The sequence below is a fragment of the Acidovorax sp. LjRoot74 genome (assembly GCF_964254355.1).
Taxonomy (GTDB): Bacteria; Pseudomonadota; Gammaproteobacteria; order Burkholderiales; family Burkholderiaceae_C; genus Acidovorax.
In genome coordinates, this window is the sequence record NZ_CAXUTI020000001.1 from 894,115 (window position 1) to 909,796 (window position 15,682).

17 protein-coding genes are annotated in these 15,682 nt (G+C 66.5%); 5 read left to right on the forward strand and 12 right to left on the reverse strand.

The features are described from left to right. Nucleotides 1-4: 4 nt before the first annotated feature. The 8 genes from gspN to gspG all read right to left on the reverse strand — a co-directional run bounded on the left by gspN (nt 5) and on the right by gspG (nt 5,967). Entirely contained in the window at nt 5-832 is an 828-nt protein-coding gene (gene gspN, locus ACSQ3O_RS04150) for a type II secretion system protein N (protein WP_436137960.1), read from the reverse strand. A gap of 32 nt (nt 833-864) precedes the next feature. Further along, entirely contained in the window at nt 865-1,422 is a 558-nt protein-coding gene (gspM, locus tag ACSQ3O_RS04155) for a type II secretion system protein GspM (protein WP_436137961.1), read from the reverse strand. Further along, a complete protein-coding gene (gene gspL, locus ACSQ3O_RS04160; RefSeq protein WP_436137962.1) occupies nt 1,419-2,705 on the reverse strand; it encodes a type II secretion system protein GspL in 1,287 nt (428 codons plus the stop codon). The genes gspM and gspL overlap by 4 nt, the downstream gene beginning before the upstream one ends. A gap of 83 nt (nt 2,706-2,788) precedes the next feature. Then, nucleotides 2,789-3,802 (reverse strand): type II secretion system minor pseudopilin GspK, encoded by a 1,014-nt coding sequence (gspK, locus tag ACSQ3O_RS04165; protein WP_298458512.1) that lies wholly within the window; start codon nt 3,800-3,802, stop codon nt 2,789-2,791. After that, the gene (locus ACSQ3O_RS04170; RefSeq protein ID WP_249368036.1) at nt 3,799-4,452 is read right to left on the reverse strand and encodes a PulJ/GspJ family protein; all 654 of its coding nucleotides are present in this window, start codon (nt 4,450-4,452) and stop codon (nt 3,799-3,801) included. Before ACSQ3O_RS04170 ends, gspK begins: the two co-directional genes overlap by 4 nt. Before the next feature lie 104 nt (nt 4,453-4,556). Continuing rightward, nucleotides 4,557-4,913 carry a type II secretion system minor pseudopilin GspI gene (gspI, locus tag ACSQ3O_RS04175; protein ID WP_298458517.1) on the reverse strand — a complete coding sequence of 119 codons (357 nt, stop codon included), beginning with the start codon at nt 4,911-4,913 and terminating at the stop codon, nt 4,557-4,559. A 20-nt stretch (nt 4,914-4,933) separates the two neighbouring features. Then, the gene (locus ACSQ3O_RS04180; RefSeq protein ID WP_298458520.1) at nt 4,934-5,365 is read right to left on the reverse strand and encodes a prepilin-type N-terminal cleavage/methylation domain-containing protein; all 432 of its coding nucleotides are present in this window, start codon (nt 5,363-5,365) and stop codon (nt 4,934-4,936) included. A gap of 137 nt (nt 5,366-5,502) precedes the next feature. Continuing rightward, nucleotides 5,503-5,967 (reverse strand): type II secretion system major pseudopilin GspG, encoded by a 465-nt coding sequence (gene gspG, locus ACSQ3O_RS04185; protein WP_063460098.1) that lies wholly within the window; start codon nt 5,965-5,967, stop codon nt 5,503-5,505. 48 nt (nt 5,968-6,015) lie between these two features. Here gspG and ACSQ3O_RS04190 point away from each other — a divergent pair, with 48 nt between their 5' ends. Next, complete coding sequence (locus ACSQ3O_RS04190) at nt 6,016-6,471, forward strand: type II secretion system protein N (RefSeq protein ID WP_436137963.1); 456 nt, start codon at nt 6,016-6,018, stop codon at nt 6,469-6,471. 67 nt (nt 6,472-6,538) lie between these two features. Here ACSQ3O_RS04190 and ACSQ3O_RS04195 read toward each other — a convergent pair whose 3' ends face one another. The 3 genes from ACSQ3O_RS04195 to ilvA form a co-directional block, all read right to left on the reverse strand. Then, complete coding sequence (locus ACSQ3O_RS04195) at nt 6,539-7,126, reverse strand: histidine phosphatase family protein (protein ID WP_436137964.1); 588 nt, start codon at nt 7,124-7,126, stop codon at nt 6,539-6,541. Further along, a complete protein-coding gene (locus ACSQ3O_RS04200; RefSeq protein ID WP_436137965.1) occupies nt 7,123-7,929 on the reverse strand; it encodes an adenosylcobinamide-GDP ribazoletransferase in 807 nt (268 codons plus the stop codon). The genes ACSQ3O_RS04195 and ACSQ3O_RS04200 overlap by 4 nt, the downstream gene beginning before the upstream one ends. Before the next feature lie 88 nt (nt 7,930-8,017). Continuing rightward, nucleotides 8,018-9,577 carry a threonine ammonia-lyase, biosynthetic gene (ilvA, locus tag ACSQ3O_RS04205; RefSeq protein WP_436137966.1) on the reverse strand — a complete coding sequence of 520 codons (1,560 nt, stop codon included), beginning with the start codon at nt 9,575-9,577 and terminating at the stop codon, nt 8,018-8,020. Between the two features lie 364 nt (nt 9,578-9,941). Between ilvA and ACSQ3O_RS04210 the strand changes: the two genes are divergently transcribed. Next, nucleotides 9,942-10,391, forward strand: coding sequence for an OsmC family protein (locus ACSQ3O_RS04210; protein WP_137746914.1), 450 nt, complete (start codon nt 9,942-9,944; stop codon nt 10,389-10,391). 40 nt (nt 10,392-10,431) lie between these two features. On the opposite strand, the gene coq7 is transcribed toward ACSQ3O_RS04210, so the two are convergent. After that, nucleotides 10,432-11,049, reverse strand: a complete 618-nt coding sequence (coq7, locus tag ACSQ3O_RS04215; protein ID WP_137746913.1) for a 2-polyprenyl-3-methyl-6-methoxy-1,4-benzoquinone monooxygenase — start codon at nt 11,047-11,049, stop codon at nt 10,432-10,434. Nucleotides 11,050-11,364: 315 nt separating this feature from the next. Between coq7 and ACSQ3O_RS04220 the strand changes: the two genes are divergently transcribed. The 3 genes from ACSQ3O_RS04220 (at nt 11,365) to ACSQ3O_RS04230 (ending at nt 15,624) form a co-directional block, all read left to right on the forward strand. Next, nucleotides 11,365-12,411: a porin gene (locus ACSQ3O_RS04220; protein WP_436137967.1), complete on the forward strand. Its 1,047-nt coding sequence runs from the start codon at nt 11,365-11,367 to the stop codon at nt 12,409-12,411. Nucleotides 12,412-12,925: 514 nt separating this feature from the next. Then, entirely contained in the window at nt 12,926-14,506 is a 1,581-nt protein-coding gene (locus tag ACSQ3O_RS04225; RefSeq protein ID WP_436137968.1) for an ABC transporter substrate-binding protein, read from the forward strand. Nucleotides 14,507-14,643: 137 nt separating this feature from the next. Beyond that, entirely contained in the window at nt 14,644-15,624 is a 981-nt protein-coding gene (locus tag ACSQ3O_RS04230) for an ABC transporter permease (RefSeq protein ID WP_137746910.1), read from the forward strand. The last annotated feature ends 58 nt before the right edge of the window (nt 15,625-15,682 follow it).

Sequence of the window (15,682 nt, forward strand, 5' to 3'; positions counted from 1 at the left end):
AGGTTCAACCCACCGTGATGATGGAGCGCGCGCCGTTGCGCCGTCCGATGATGTTCAGAAGATTCGACAGGGCGGCCTCGCGTTCCGGGGCAGCACTGGCCTCCCCGGCAAAACGCAGGCGCTGGCCCACCCATTGGCCGGTGCCGCTGAGTTGCAGCGCGCCGTCCAGGGTGCTGAGCGTGAGGGTGGGGGCTTCGCCACCTTGCAGTGCCAGCCGGTAGCTGCCCATGGGGCGCAGCGTGGACAGCCGCGACGACATGGCCCGCGCATCCAGCTGCGCCTGGCCGGACAGCACCATGCGGCCCGCCGCCCAGCGCAGGGTGAGCGCCTGGGTCTGCAGGGCCAGCTGGCCTTGGGGCTGCAGCGTGTTCCAGGGCGTGCCCAGGCCCGCCAGCAGCGCGGCAGGCCATTGGCTCTGCCCATCGGCCACGGTCAGGGCCATGCCCGCCCAGCGCGCTTGCACCCGGGCCTGCAGGGGGGCCGGGGTGCAGCAGGCGGCGTGCAACTGCACGCGCAGGCCATCGAAGGTGGGGCGCAGCTGCCAGTCCACGCGGCCGGGCAGGGCGGCGCTGTCGCGGCTGGCGGCGCCACCGGTAAGCACCAGCTGTGCCGATCCCGTCCAGACCGTGCCGCGCGCCTGCAGCAGCTGCACCTGCCCCTGGGTGGCGCGCGCCACGCCATGGGCGAGCCAGTGCGCAGGTGCAAATGCGACCACGGCGGGCAGCACCCCGGCCACGGCACCCACCAGCGCCCAGCCCCAGGCGGGGCGGGGGGCGGCGGCAGTGGCCGTGCGGCCTCGGGGGTTGCGGTGCGTGCGGGGGGATCGGTTCACGGTGGCGGGGCGGTTCAAGGGGCTCAACGGGCTCACCGGCTGGATGCCGTGGGCAGGGCCAGCACCAGGGTGCCATCCCAGCGGGGCATGGCCACCACGGGGCGGCCCAGCGTGACCGGGGTTTGGCTGGCGGGCGCGGCAGGTGTGGCGCTACGGGTCAGGCGGGCCTCGATGGGTGTGGCGCGTGCATTGCTGCGCGCCTGTGCCAGCCACTGGGCCAGGGCGTCGGCCGACGCGCCTTTGAGGGTGATGGTGGCGCGGTCGCCTGCCACATTGAGCTGGGCCGTTGTGCCCAGGCGCTGCGTGAGGGCTGCGCGCAAGGCGCCGACGGCATCGCCGGTGCTGGTGGCGGGGGCGGCCTGAAGTTGCTGGGCTTCGGCCTGCAGGCTGTGCATGCGCTGCAGCTGGGCGTCGAGCGCCGTGTGGCGCGCAGGGGCTGCGCGCAGGGTGGCCAGCGCGGGGGCCACGGCCACCCACCACAGCAGGGCCAGGCCCACCAGGGCGGCAGCGGCCAGCACCAGGTTTTGCTCACGGGGGGCCAGCGCTTGCCAGCGGGCTTGCAGTGCCGACTCAGAGAGGGGGGTAGTCATGGGCTCACCTCGGTGCGCAGCAGCAGGCTGCCGTCGTCCAGCCGCGCACGGTAGCCGGCGGCCTGCACGCGGCCAAAAAGCGCGGTTTCTTCGTCGGGGGCCAGCGTCACGCCGCGCAGGCGCAGCTCGCCAGGGGTGTATTCGATGCTGGTGGGTAGGCGGCCGTCGGGCAGTGCAGCCCCGGCGGCGGCGAGCAGGGGCTCCAGGTCGCGGGCCGACACGCTGCCTGCAGCCTGCCGCAGCTGGGCCAGTTCGCGTTCCATCTGCACGGGGGCATCGACCACCACCTGCACCTTGGGGAAGGTCTGGGTGAGCGCAGTGCGCACGGCGGTCTGCTTAGCGGCCAGTGCCTGGCGCTCCTGCCAGGCCCAGGCATTGAGGCCCACCAGGTGGGCCACCACCAGCAGCCCGGCGCCCCAGCGCGCGGCGCGCCATTGGGGGGCATTGAGCAGTGCGCTGGCCAGGCTGCCCGCCTTGCGCAGGGCGCGGGTGCGGCCGGTGCTGGCCAGGTCGAACTGGGCCAGGTCCCAGTCACCCCGGGCGGCATCGAGTGCGCGCTGGCTGGCGGTGTGCAGTGCAACGCGCTGGCCCAGCGTGCGCTCGGCCAAGGCCGCGACGGCGGGTTCGGCGCGCACGGGGAGGGTGTTGCCATCTTGTTCGGCCGTGGTGCTGGCGATGGGCGCCCCCGCACGGGCCAGTGTCAGGGCCATGGGGGTCAGGGGCAACACGGCCACGCCCTGGTCGGCGCCCTGGCCGGTGAGCACCACAAAGGCTTCTTCCGGGGTGCCCAGTGCGCAGAGTTCGGGGCCGCCGCTGGCTGTGGGGCCGGGGGCGAATTCGGGCACCACGCGGGACACCCGGCGACCTGCGGCCTCCAGCGCCTGCAGGTTCTCGCGCAGCCAGGCGCGGTCGCACACGGCCACCCACACGGGTTCGCCGCCCTGGGCCGTGCTTTGCGCGCCGGGCTGCAGTGCAAAGTGCAGCTGGGTGGCGTCGTCCAGCACGCGGTCTTCGAGCAGGCCTTCGAGCACCGAGCGCAGCCGGGGTGTCTGCTGGCCCGACCCCAAGGGCACACCGGCGGGCATCTGCACCCGCTGCCACGACAGCGCGCGGGCGGGCACCACCGCCACCACCTCGCCCCCGGGGCGGGTGGGCTCGGGCAGCAGCGCGGCGGGCGCGGTGGCGTGGCGAAGGGCGGTGTGGCCGTCGGCCGTCAGCGTGTAGCTGTACTCGGTGGCGGGGCCCGGGCGGACCGGCGGCAGGAAAAGGATGAGGGTGCTCATGGACAGGTTTTGCGGGCCATTTTAGGGGGCGGACTTGACGCTGGCGGCCAGTCGTTGTGCGGGTGTCGCCAATGTGCTGCAGCTCATCGCGGCAGCGGCGCCGTGGCCAGGGTGTTTTCGCGGTCGAATGCGCCCCGCTCGCGCCATAGCGTGGTCACGTCGATGCCCTGTTTGCGCACCAGCGAACGCTCGTCCACCATCGCATCGCCCAGGCGCAGGCGGCCCCGCACTTCGAAGTAGGACGAGGCCACGGCATGGGCGCCTTCGTTGATGTCGATGGTGGCGCCCACCAGGTCGCGCACCTCGCTGAGGGTGCGGAAATGCCGGGCCTCGCGCGCCTGCACCATTTTTTGAGCAGTGGCGCTGTCCAGCCCGTCGATGGCGGCCATGAGCACGTCGATGTCTGCGGTGTTCACGTTGACCGGCGTGCGCACCGGCAGCAGGGTCACATGGGGGGCCAGGGTGGCCACCGTGGCCGGGTTCAGGCCCAGCCACCCCAGCTGGCTGATGGTGGGGGGAAGCAGCGGCGCCGCATTGCCATCGCTGCCTGCGCCCGCCTGTGCCCGGCGCAGGCCGTCCACCAGCCGCGCGAGCTGCTGCGGCGGCAGGCCCAGGCGTTCGAAAAGGCGGGTGAACTGCCGCAACGCCACAGCCTGCACCTGCCCGCCCTCGGCCAGGTTGGTGATGTTCAGGCGGCCCTGCATGTCGGTGATCTGGCCCGACAGAAAGGCTTCGGTGGTGTCGGTGCTCGCGTCATCGACCTGGCTCACATTGTTTTCGGCCGCCAGGAAGGTGGACAGCCGCGCTTCCTCCAGTGGCACGGCCCAGGGCTCGGCCAGGTGGTCGGCGCCGCCCGAACGCCCGTCTTCGCGCAGGATCAGGCGCGACCAGTCGAGTGCGCCAATCAGGATCCAGGTGGACTGCACCCGGCCCCGCTCGGCCGTCTCGACCTCCACCGCGCGCCACTGCTGCCACATGGCGGCAGCGGCAAAGGTGGCGACCAGGGTGACGGTGAGCATGGCGGCGAGCAGGGCGGCGCCTTGCGTCCTGTGCCTGCGCAGTGGGTGCTGCAGCCGCGTGTTCAGGTGGGGGCTCATGTCCTGCCTCCGCCCAGCACGGGATTGACCCAGTCGCGCGTGAGCTGGCCCGCCAGCGCCTGGCCGGGGGGCAGCGTGATCTGCAAGCGCACGCCATCGGGGACGGCGGCCGAACTGTCGCCCGGCGTGGTGCCGGTGCTGGACAGTGGGTTGGACCAGGCACCGCCCCGGTAATAGAAGATCTGCCAGCTGTCGAGCGGCAGCAGCGTCACTTCGTAGCGCCGCTCGGCATCGCCCGGCGTGCGCGCCCACTGGGCTGCCTGCTGCCAGGCCTGCTGCCAGTCGGCGCGGGTGCGCACCGGGGGCGATTGCCAGCGCAGCCACTGGCCGCCGCCGTTGGCATTGCGGCGTGTCCAGGCCACCACCAGTGCGCCTTCATCGGGCACGGCGCTGCTGCGGCGTGTGAGGCGCAGTACCTGGCCATCCCAGTCCAGCGGCGTGGTGTTGGCGATGGGCATCAGCGCATCGAGGTCGGTGCCCCACTGGCCCAGGGCGGCTTGCAGCACCAGCATTTCATCGGCCCGCTGGCGTGTGATTTCCTGCGCCCGCACCATGCCATCAAGCCCGCGCCAGCTCAGGATGGCCAGCAGGCTCATCACCGCAATCGCCAGCAGCAGCTCGACCAGCGTGAAGCCGCGCACAATTTTCACAACTGGCGCGGCGCGAGGCCAGCGCACCCGTGGAGCTGGCTCTGCCAGGCCACCGGGTGCGTCCCCTCCACGGGGGGAAGGCGCGAAGCGACTCAGGGGGGGCATCAATACCTTCCAATGATGGTGGAGATGCGCAGGATGGAGTTGTCGCCATCCAGCACCTGGGCGTCGATGCGCCGGAAGCTCGGGTTGGGCGTGGGGCGCACGATGGTCAGCACCTGCAGCTGGCGCCCGGCCTGCTCGCAGGGCTGGGTGCTGTCGCCCACGCTGGGCATCTGGCGCGAGAGCCGGGCCTTGACGAGTTCATTCTCGGCGCAGAGCTGTGCCAGCACGATGTCGGATTGCCGCAGCGCGTTGCGCGTGAGCGCCGAGGTGGCCTGCAGCCCCGCCATGAGCGCGATCGCCACAATGGCCAGCGCCACTAGCACCTCGACCAGCGTGAAGCCCTGCTGTCGGGGCATCGGCGCAGCGGCGTGTTTTTTCACTGCACTGCGTCCACAGAAAACGGGCGCACGCCATCGGTGGCGATGCGCAAGACGCGCTCGGGGTGGGTCTGGTGGGTGATCAGCACCTGCTGCGGGCCAATGAGGGGCTCGGGCCCCAGCTGCAGCACGGCCGGGCCGCGCACGGTGGTGCCATTGTCCAGCCACTGGTTGGGCAGCGCCGCCTGCGCGCTGGGCGGCAGCCCCTCGAAGCGGAACCCCTGGGGCAATGCCCGCCAGCGCACGGGCAGGCCCCCGGCGCGCGATTGGGCTCGCGCAGATTCGAGCAGGGCCGCCAGCCGTGCGGCTTCGCGCTCCAGCTGCGTCTGCCCGCTGTCGCGCATGGCCAGGCCTGCACCGGCGGTGGCCAGCGCAACGATGCTGAGGACCACCAGCAGCTCTAACAGGGTGAAGCCGCGTGAATGGTTCATGGGCCGGTGCGGCGCTTGGTTGCAATGGTCACGGCGTTTCCAGAAGGAGTGCGGCCGCAGGGCCGGGCCGCCCCAAGCAAGGCCCGGCCCCCTCGGGGGGCAGGGAGCGACACGCAGTGCGCGACCGTGGGGGCCATTTATTGCCAGCTGCCGATATCGGCGTCCTTGCCTTCGCCGCCCGATTGGCCGTCGGCGCCGAACGACATCACGTCGATCTCGCCCTTGATGCCGGGGTTCAGGTACTGGTAGGGGCGGCCCCAGGGGTCGTTGGGCAGCTTTTCCAGGTACAGCTTCCAGTTGCCGGGCACCGGCGCGGCGCTGGGCTTGATGACCAGCGATTGCAGGCCCTGCTCTGCCGTGGGGTAGCGCTGGTTGTCCAGGCGGTAGAGCTTGAGCGCCTGCATGATGTTGGTGATGTCGGTGCGGGCGGCCGTCACACGGGCGTCGTCGGCGCGTTCGAGCACGTTGGGCACGATGAGGGCGGCCAGCACGCCGATGATCACCAGCACCACCATCAGCTCGATGAGGGTGAAGCCCCGGGCCACGGTACGGGCCAGGCGGCGGGGGGCGGAGCGCACAAGGAGGGGAAGGGATGTGTTCACTGCAAGCGATCTCTCGGTGGGTCGAATCGCGTGAATCATAATCGCCGCATGGTGACCAATTCGTACAGCAAATGGGGCGTCCGTCTGGGCACACTGGCGCTCTGGGCCGTGGCCGGTGCCAGTGTGGTGTTCTGGGGGCTGCGTCTGTCGGCGCCGTCGGCCTCTGGTGTGGGCCCGGCGGTGGCCCCGGCCCCCGTGGTGCCGGATGCCCAGGCATTGGCGCGTTTGCTGGGGGCCCAGCCGTCGGTTGCTGGCGCTGCACCCGTGGCGCCCGTGGCATCACCGGCCAGCCGTTTCACGCTGGTGGGGGTGCTGTCGGGGCGCAGCAGTGGCGGCGGCGCGGCGCTGATCGCGGTGGATGGCAAACCGGCCAAGCCCTTCCGCGTGGGGGCTGCGGTGGACGAGGGGCTGGTGGTGCAGGCGCTGGGGCCCCGGCAGGCACAACTGGGTGGGCAGGTGGGTGGGCCCGCCACGCTGACGCTGGACATGCCGCTCAAGAACTGACGAGAACGGACCTGTCTAGGAGGCCGGGCGCCCAAGCCTGGTCGTGAAGCCGGTCTGGGGCCGGGTGTCAGGCCAAATCCCGGGTTTCCCATTCGCCCCAGCCCGGTGCGGCCACGGGCCAGTCTTCTGAGCGGGGCATCACGCCTTCGCCATGCTGCTGCAGCCAGGCCACACAACGCATCACGCCCGCGTGGGTGATCCACACCACATCGGCCCCGGCATGGTGGGCGCTCCACTCGCGGGCCGTCTGCAGCGCCAGCGCCACGCGGTCGAGCATGTGGGACAGGGGCTCGCCGCCGCCGGGCGCGTGGTGGGCGAAATCTGCCGTCCAGGCGTCGATGTCGCTTTTGGCGAGGGTGTTCCAGGCGCGGCCCTCCCAGGCGCCAAAGTCCATTTCACGCAGCCTGGCGTCCGGAATTGGCATCAAATCAGGCCTTTCCGCGCACAGCGCTTGCCCTAGCTGCTCACATCTTTGTAGCGTGGAGCAAAACACCCCCGGTGCTGGCGGCAGGGCAGCGGCCAGGCGCCGGGCGGTGGCCTGGGTGGCGGCCGGGTCGGCGGGCACATCCAGCGTGCCATAGCAGGTGCCTGGGGCCACCTGGGGCGCGGCATGGCGCACCAGCCACAGGCGGGCGCCGGGGTGGGGGCGGGTCATGCCCAGCGCAGGGCGAGGGCCGCGCCCAGGTAGAAGCCGATCTCGCCGATCTGTTGGGTGGCGCCCAGGCAGTCGCCGGTAAAGCCCTGCAGGCGCCGCGCAAACCAGCGCCACATCCAGGCGGCAGCCGCCGCGCTCACAGTGACGGCTGCTGCTAAAAAGATAGCTGACTGGGTATGCCAGACAAGCGCCAGCGGCACAAAACACCACACAACGGCTGTGGCCAGGGCGCCGCCCGAGATCTGGTCGGCCAGCGGCTTGCTTTTGGAGCGCGCCGTGTCGCCCACATGCGGCAGGCTGCGCACGATGAACAGCGGCCACAGCCGCGACAGCACGTGTGCGCCAACCACTGCCGACAACGCGACTCCCAGGCTGTGTGCACCCAGCAACGCCAGCAGCGCCAGTTTGGACAGCAGGGCCAGCACCAGCGCCATGGCGCCGAAGGCACCGATGCGCGAGTCCTTCATGATGTCGAGCGCTCGCTCGCGCTGGGCGCTGCCGCCCAGGCCGTCGGCCACGTCGGCCAGGCCGTCTTCATGGAAGCCGCCCGTCATGAGCACGGTGGCCACGGTGCTGAGCACGGCGGCCACGGCCGGGGCAAAGGGGTTGGGGGCCAGCGCCCAGTGCAGGCCGCCATACACCCCCGCCGCCAGCAGGGCCGCAAGCCAGCCGATGCCGGGGAAGTGCGCGGCACTGGCGCGCAGCATGGCGGGGCTGTAGCCCACCCAGTCCGCCAGCCGCCCGGTGACGGGAATGCGGGTGAAGAACTGCACGGCCAGCAGGTAGTGGCGCAGGGCTTGCATGGCGTGCGGTGGGGCGAGTTTTGGGTTTGCTTCTGTTTTGATAGCTATCACCGCCCTTGTATCAGGCGGTGGAGGCCATTTTTTGCCATTATTTCGAACGCAGGAACAGCCGGTAGGCCGGGTTCAGCGTCTCTTCCACGTAGGGGTAGCCCAGCGTGGCCAGGAAGGCGTCGAAGGTGGCGGTGTCTTCGGGTGGCACCTGAATGCCCACAAGGATGCGTCCGTAGTCCGCGCCCTGGTTGCGGTAGTGGAACAGGCTGATGTTCCAGGTCGGCTGCATCAGGCTCAGGAACTTGAGCAGCGCGCCCGGCCGCTCGGGGAAGGTGAAGCGCATCAGGCGCTCGTCCTGCGCCAGCGCCGAGTGGCCGCCCACCAGGTGGCGCAGGTGTTCCTTGGCCAGTTCATCGTGGGTCAGGTCCAGCGCCTCGAAGCCGTTGCGGCCGAAGTTCTTGGCGATCTTTTCCGACTCGCCCTTGCCGTTGGTCGTCAGGCCCACAAACACATGCGCTTGGGCGGCGTCGCTGATGCGGTAGTTGAACTCGGTCACGTTGCGTGGGCCGCCGGGCAGGCCGCCCACCACCTCGCAGAAGCGGCGGAAGCTGCCGCGCTCTTCAGGGATGGTGACGGCGAAAAGGGCTTCACGCTCCTCGCCCACCTCGGCGCGCTCGGCCACAAAGCGCAGCCGGTCGAAGTTCATGTTGGCGCCACAGAGGATGGCGGCGTAGGTCTCGCCCTTGGTCTTGTTCTTGGCCACATATTGTTTGATGGCCGCCACGGCCAGCGCGCCAGCGGGCTCGACGATGCTGCGCGTGTCCACAAAGATGTCCTTGATGGCGGCGCAGACGGCGTCGGTGTCCACCGTCACGAACTCATCCACCAGGCCCTGGGCCACGCGGAAGGTTTCCTCGCCCACCAGCTTGACCGCCGTGCCGTCGGAGAACAGGCCCACATCGGGCAGCGTGACGCGCTGGTGGGCGTTGACGGACTGGATCATCGCGTCCGAGTCGTTCATCTGCACACCGATCACCTTGATCTCGGGCCGCACGGCCTTGATGTAGTTGGCCACGCCCGACACCAGGCCGCCGCCGCCGATGGCCACGAACACTGCGTCGAGCTGGTTGCTGCCCAGGCTTTGCAGCTGGCGCAGGATTTCCATGGCGATGGTGCCCTGGCCCGCGATGACCAAGGGGTCGTCAAAGGGGTGGACGAAGGTCAGGCCCTGTTCCTTCTGCAGGCGGGCGGCGTGCTCGTAGGCGTCGGAGTAGCTCTCGCCGTGCAGCACCACGTCGCCACCCAGGGTCTTGACGGCATCCACCTTGAGCTGGGGCGTGGTCGTGGGCATGACGACCACGGCGCGCGTGCCCAGCTTGTGGGCGCTCATGGCTACGCCCTGGGCGTGGTTGCCTGCCGAAGCGCAGATCACGCCACGCTGCAGTTGCTCGGACGTGAGGTGCGCCATCTTGTTATAGGCACCCCGCAGCTTGAAGCTGAACACGGGCTGCTGGTCCTCGCGCTTGAGGAGCACCTTGTTGTGCAGGCGGCGGCTGAGGCTCTTGGCGGGTTCCAGGGCCGACTCGACGGCCACGTCATAGACGCGGGCGGTCAGGATCTTCTTGAGGTAGTCGGCGGGGGTGAGGTGCTGGGTCATGGCAGAAGCTGGGGAGTGCCCGCTCAGGTGCTGAAGGCGGGGGCCACATCATAGGGGGTCGCCTCTGGCGCTCCCTGGGGGGCGGGCCGTGTGGGCACCCTGCAGGGCCTGGGCAAAAAAAAGCCCCGGGCCGTGAGGCCTGGGGCTAATCCATCCTTTGAGGAGATGGAGGAGACAATCGGTGCGGGGCAGAGATCCGGGGTTGTTCAGACGCCTGCCGTCTGCTTCTTCAGTGATCACTCAAAAAGCAGCGCATGTGGAAAGTTTACCGCGAGTCTTGTTGCGATGCAGCAAAATCTGCATCAAATTCACCTCGCCGGGCCCATCCGTGCGAAAAAAACCACGTCATTTAGGAGAAATATCAATGGAATGCACAGTCAGCTGGACCGGCGCTGCGGGAACCCGCTCGGGCATGGGTTTTGTGGCCGAGACCGGCAGCGGCCATGTCCTGGCCATGGACGGCGCACCCGATGCCGCCAATCCGGCCAACGGCGGCCAGAACCTGGCGCCCCGGCCCATGGAGACCGTGCTGGCGGGCACGGGCGGCTGCACGGCCTATGACGTGGTGCTGATCCTCAAGCGTGGTCGCCACGATGTGCGTGGCTGCAGCGTCAAGCTGACCACCGAGCGCGCCACCACCGATCCCAAGGTGTTCACCAAAATCCACATGCACTTCACGGTGACCGGCAAAAGTATTCCGGCGGCTGCCGTGGAGCGCGCCATTGCCATGAGCCACGACAAATACTGCTCGGCCAGCATCATGCTGGGGAAAACGGCGGAAATCACCACCGGATTCGAGGTGCTGGAAGCTTGAGGGCGACCGGGGCTACTAGGCCCCGGGGCGTGCCTGCCGCTCAGAGGTAGTGGGCGGTGGTCGTCATCACCTTGGCCGCCGCCTTCATGGCCAGGCGCACCGGTGCGGGCAGCTCCAGTGCCCCGGAGGCGCGGGCTTGTGCGGCGTGCCGCTCCTCATCTTCTTTCATGCGCGCCACCACGGCCCGCGAGGCGAGGTCCTGCTCCGGAAGCCGTGCGAGGTGGCTTTGCAGGTGGGCTGCGACCTGGTTTTCGGTTTCCACCACAAACCCCAGGCTGGCCTGGTCACTGACTTTGGCCGCCGCCAGGCCCAAGGCGAACGCACCGGCGAACCACAGGGGGTTGAGCAGGCTGGGCCGGGCACCCAGTGCGTCCAGCCGCTGCCGGGTCCAAGCGAGGTGGTCTGTTTCTTCCCGCGCCGCCTCTAGCAGATGTGCGCGCAATTCAGGGTCGCGGGTCACAGCGGCCTGGGCGGTGTACAGCGCCTGCGCGCACACCTCGCCCACATGGTTCACGCGCATCAGCGCTCCTGCGAGCCGCTTCTCTGCGGGCTCCAGCGCGGCTTCAGCCACGCCGTGGGCCGGCGTCCTCTCGGCGGCACGGGGAGATGCAAAAAGGGTGCGCAACGCGCTGTCTGCTGCAGTGAAAAAAGCGTCCATGGAAACCTTGCGGCGCAAAGGGTGCGCCGAAACAAAAATTGCACTTTGATACAAAAATCAAGGCGTGCGGCACAGGAGTTGCGAGGTCCAAAAGCGATTCTGCCCCCATGCACTGGAATGTTGCAACACTGCAACGAAATTTCCCTTTCGGGGCGATTGTGGGTGAATTCCTTTGCGAAACCCGGCCGGGTCTGGTGCAATAAGAGCAACTTCCCCACCAGGAGGTTGGCCCGGGAAACCGGCGGGACTGTGCAGGTGCTTTCACCATAGACCCCCCGTACCGGAGCCCGATGTTTAACCTTGGAGTAACTCGCAATGAAAAAATCCCTGATTGCCCTGGCTGTGCTGGCTGCTTCCGGCGCTGCAATGGCTCAATCTTCCGTGACCCTGTTCGGCGTGGTTGACGCAACCTATGCCTACGGTTCCGGTAGCGTCGCTAACAAGTCGCAACTGACGAACTCCGGCTACAACAGCAGCCGTCTGGGTTTCCGTGGCGTTGAAGATCTGGGTGGCGGTCTGTCTGCTTCCTTCTGGCTCGAAGCTGGCGTGAACAACGACAACGGCACCGGCGGCGTTACCAACACCAACAACCAAGCAGCTACCAGCACTGGCGGCGGCCTGACTTTCAACCGTCGTTCGACGGTTAGCCTGAACGGCGGCTTCGGTGAAGTGCGTCTGGGCCGTGACTACACTCCCCAATTCTGGAACCTGACCGTGTTCGATCCGTTCGGCACGAACGGCGTGGGCACGACCCAAACCCTGAACTCCAGCCTGGGTGGCCCTACCACCGTCCGCGCTTCGAACGCCATCGGCTACTTCCTGCCTGGCAACCTGGGTGGTTTCTACGGCCAAGCCCAGTACTACATGGGTGAAAACCTGAGCAACGCAGCCAACAAGAAGGACGGCAACGGCCTGGCACTGCGCGCTGGTTACGCTAACGGCCCCATCAACGTCGCTCTGGCTTTCTCTGAAACCAAGTTCGTTTCCGGCAACATCCAAGCTTGGAACCTGGGTGGTCAATACGATCTGGGCGTCGCCAAGATCATGGCTCACTACAGCAACGACGACGTCAAGAACGGCAACGAAGGCACTGGTTTCCTGATCGGTGGTCTGATCCCCGTGGGCGCTGGCGAAGTTCGCCTGGCTTACTCCACCTACAAGATCGACACCGTGGGTGCTGATCCCCGTTCGAACAAGATCGCTCTGGGCTACGTGCACAACCTGTCCAAGCGTACCGCTCTGTACACCACGTTCGCTCGCGTGAGCAACAAGAACGGTGCCGCTCAGTCCCTGAACGGTGCAGTGACTGCTGCAAACCGCAACTCGACCGGTTACGACTTCGGTATCCGTCACAGCTTCTAATATCAACGCTGGCTTATGCCAGTGGTCGATATGAAAAGCAAAAAAGCCGCCTTCGGGCGGCTTTTTTTTGCTTGTTTTGGCCGTGAGGTTGGTGGAGCAGCGTTTGGGTTATTGGTGGTTTTAGTGGCCGATTTTGTGGATTGATTCCAAGTGTGGCTGCGCTAATGCTGCTTGATGAATTCTGATGGCCGGGCGGCGATCATCCGTCGGTCAGTCTGTCGCTTTGGGGTTTTGTGGCGCAACGCGCAGCGAATGAAGCTGGTGGATAAAAGACTTCACTTGGGGGGAGTGGAGGATCACCTCTGTGCGGAGGCTGAGATCGCGTGCTGTAACCCTATTTCAGGTGCAATCGCATCAGGATGACGGGTGTCGAATGATTGGCACCATCCTTGCATGAGAAATGCTGCCTAAAGCAGTATGCATTGGCCCTTCGATGCGCCCGGGATTCAGGGATTTCCCGTTGGCTATAGAGCAATCATTACTGCATAGTAAAACTTTTATTCAAGAGGGTTCCATGAAACTCAAATACAGTCTTTTGTCGGTGGCTGCGGCCGCCGCGCTGTTGTGTGCACCTGTGGTGCACGCCAAGCCCTTCAAGTGGGCGAGCCAGGGAGAAATTGCTACGTGGGATATCCACTCCCAAAACAATGCTCTGCAAAACGGCATACATGCCAATGTGTATGAGAGCCTGGTTTACTACAACAGCAAGACATTTGAGGTGGAGCCGGTCTTGGCAACCGCCTGGAGGGAAGTCAGCCCCACGCAGGTGCGTTTCACTCTGCGCCAAGGGGTCAAGTTCCATGACGGTTCGATGCTGACTACGGATGACGCTGTGTACTCGATCCAGCGCGCCATGGCCAAGACCTCGAACTTTACGCCCTACGTGCAGGGCATCAGCAAGGTTGTCAAAGTCGACGCCCAGACCTTCGACGTGATCCTGTCGGCGCCCAACCCCGTGCTGCTGCGCCAGATGACCGAGCTGCGCATCATGAGCAAGGCTTGGGCCGAAAAGAACAAGTCGGTCGAGCCTAAAGACATCAAGGGTTCGGACGAGAACTTCGCGCACCGCAATGCCATGGGCACCGGCCCCTATACGCTGGATTCGTGGCAGCCCGACGTGAAAATGGTGTTCAAGCGCAACCCTAACTGGTGGGGCAAGATGGACGGCAACGTGACCGAGATCACCTACACGCCGATCAAGTCCAATGCGACGCGTATTGCAGCGCTGATTTCGGGTGAAGTCGATATGGTGCTGGACCCCACGCCCCAGGATCTGGGTCGCCTGCGCGCGAGCCCTGACCTGAAGGTGATTGACGGTGTCGAGAACCGCACCATCTTCCTGGGCATGGACCAGTTCCGCGAAGAACTGCCGGGCTCCAACATCAAGGGCAAGAACCCGCTCAAGGACGTGCGCGTGCGCAAGGCCCTGTACCAGGCCATCGACGCCGACACCATCTCGCGCAACATCATGCGTGGCCTGGGCAAGCCCACCGGCACCATCGTGGCGCCCCAGGTGGCGGGCTACACCGAAGCCGTGGGCAAGCGCTTCCCCTACAGCGTTGAGGCTTCCAAGAAGCTGCTGGCCGAAGCGGGCTACCCCGATGGCTTTGAAGTGGACTTCGCCTGCCCCAACAACCGTTACATCAACGATGAGGCCATTTGCCAGGCCGTGACCGCGATGTGGTCGCGCGTGGGGGTGAAAGCCAAGCTGCGTACGCTGCCGCTGGTGAACTACTTCCCGATGATTCAGCGCTATGAAGCCAGCATCTACATGCTGGGCTGGGGCGTGCCCACCTTCGATGCGCTGTACAGCCTGCAGTCGCTGGTGCGCAGCGTGGGCCAGGGCGGTGACGGCAACTACAACGTGGGCCGCTACAGCAACCAGCGCATGGACTACCTGGTGGATCGCATCAAGGCAGAAACAGATGCGCCGGTGCGCTCGCGCATGTTGACCGAAGCGCTGCAGCTGTCCAACGACACGGTGTCCCACATCCCACTGCATGACCAAGTGATTCCATGGGCCATGAAGAAGAATGTGGAACTGGTGCACCGCGCCGACAACCGTGTGGACATGCGTACGGTCAAGGTGAACTGATCTCGCTCAGCCTGAAGAGAGCAAGGGCCTGAAGGTCCTTGCTCTTTTTGGCTTAGATTGACGACATCTCGCCAACCGGCGCCCTGGCCATCAAAAGTAGCTGCGGCGCCTCCATCGAACACTCACTCGACTCTCCGATGCTTGCTTTTATATTGCGCCGCCTGATCCAGGCTGTGATTGTCATGATCACGGTGGCCTTCATCTCCTTCATGCTGTTCCAGTATGTGGGCGATCCCGTGGTGTTCCTGCTGGGCCAGGATGCCACCCCTGAACAGATCCGTGAGCTGCGCGCCTCACTCGGTCTGGACAAACCCTTTTTCGTGCAGTTCGGCCACTTTCTGGTGAACGCGGCCCAGGGCGAATTCGGCCTGAGCCTGCGCCAGGGCGCCAAGGTCTCGCGGCTGATTGCTGAACGTTTCCCTGCCACGCTGGAACTGGCCCTTGTGGCTGCGTTTCTGGCGCTGGTCATCGGTGTGCCCATGGGCGTGTATGCAGCGCTCAAGCGCGGCACCTTCACCAGCCAGCTGTTCATGACCTTGTCGCTGCTGGGCGTGTCGCTGCCCACCTTCCTCATTGGCATTCTGCTGATCCTGGTGTTCGCGGTCACCCTGGGCTGGTTCCCGAGCTTTGGGCGTGGCGAAGTGGTTCAGATGGGGTGGTGGAGCACGGGTCTGCTCAAGGCCAAGGGCTGGCACCACATCATCCTGCCGGCAGTGACGCTGGCCATCTTCCAGCTCACGCTGATCATGCGGCTGGTGCGCGCTGAAATGCTGGAGGTGCTGCGCACCGACTACATCAAGTTTGCACGTGCGCGGGGTCTGTCCAACCGGGCGATCCACTTTGGCCATGCACTCAAGAATACGCTGGTGCCCGTGATGACCATCACTGGCCTGCAGCTGGGTGGCCTGATTGCGTTTGCCATCATCACCGAGACCGTGTTCCAGTGGCCGGGCATGGGCCTGCTGTTCATCCAGGCAGTGACTTTTGCGGACATCCCTGTGATGGCGGCCTATCTCTGCCTGATCGCCCTGATTTTTGTGGTGATCAACCTGGTGGTGGACCTGTTGTATTTTGCGGTGGACCCGCGCCTGCGCGTTGGCAAGGCAGGAGGCCACTGAAATGAAGTACCCCCTGAGTCGCTTCGCGCCATCCCCCCGGAGGGGGGACGCTCCCGGC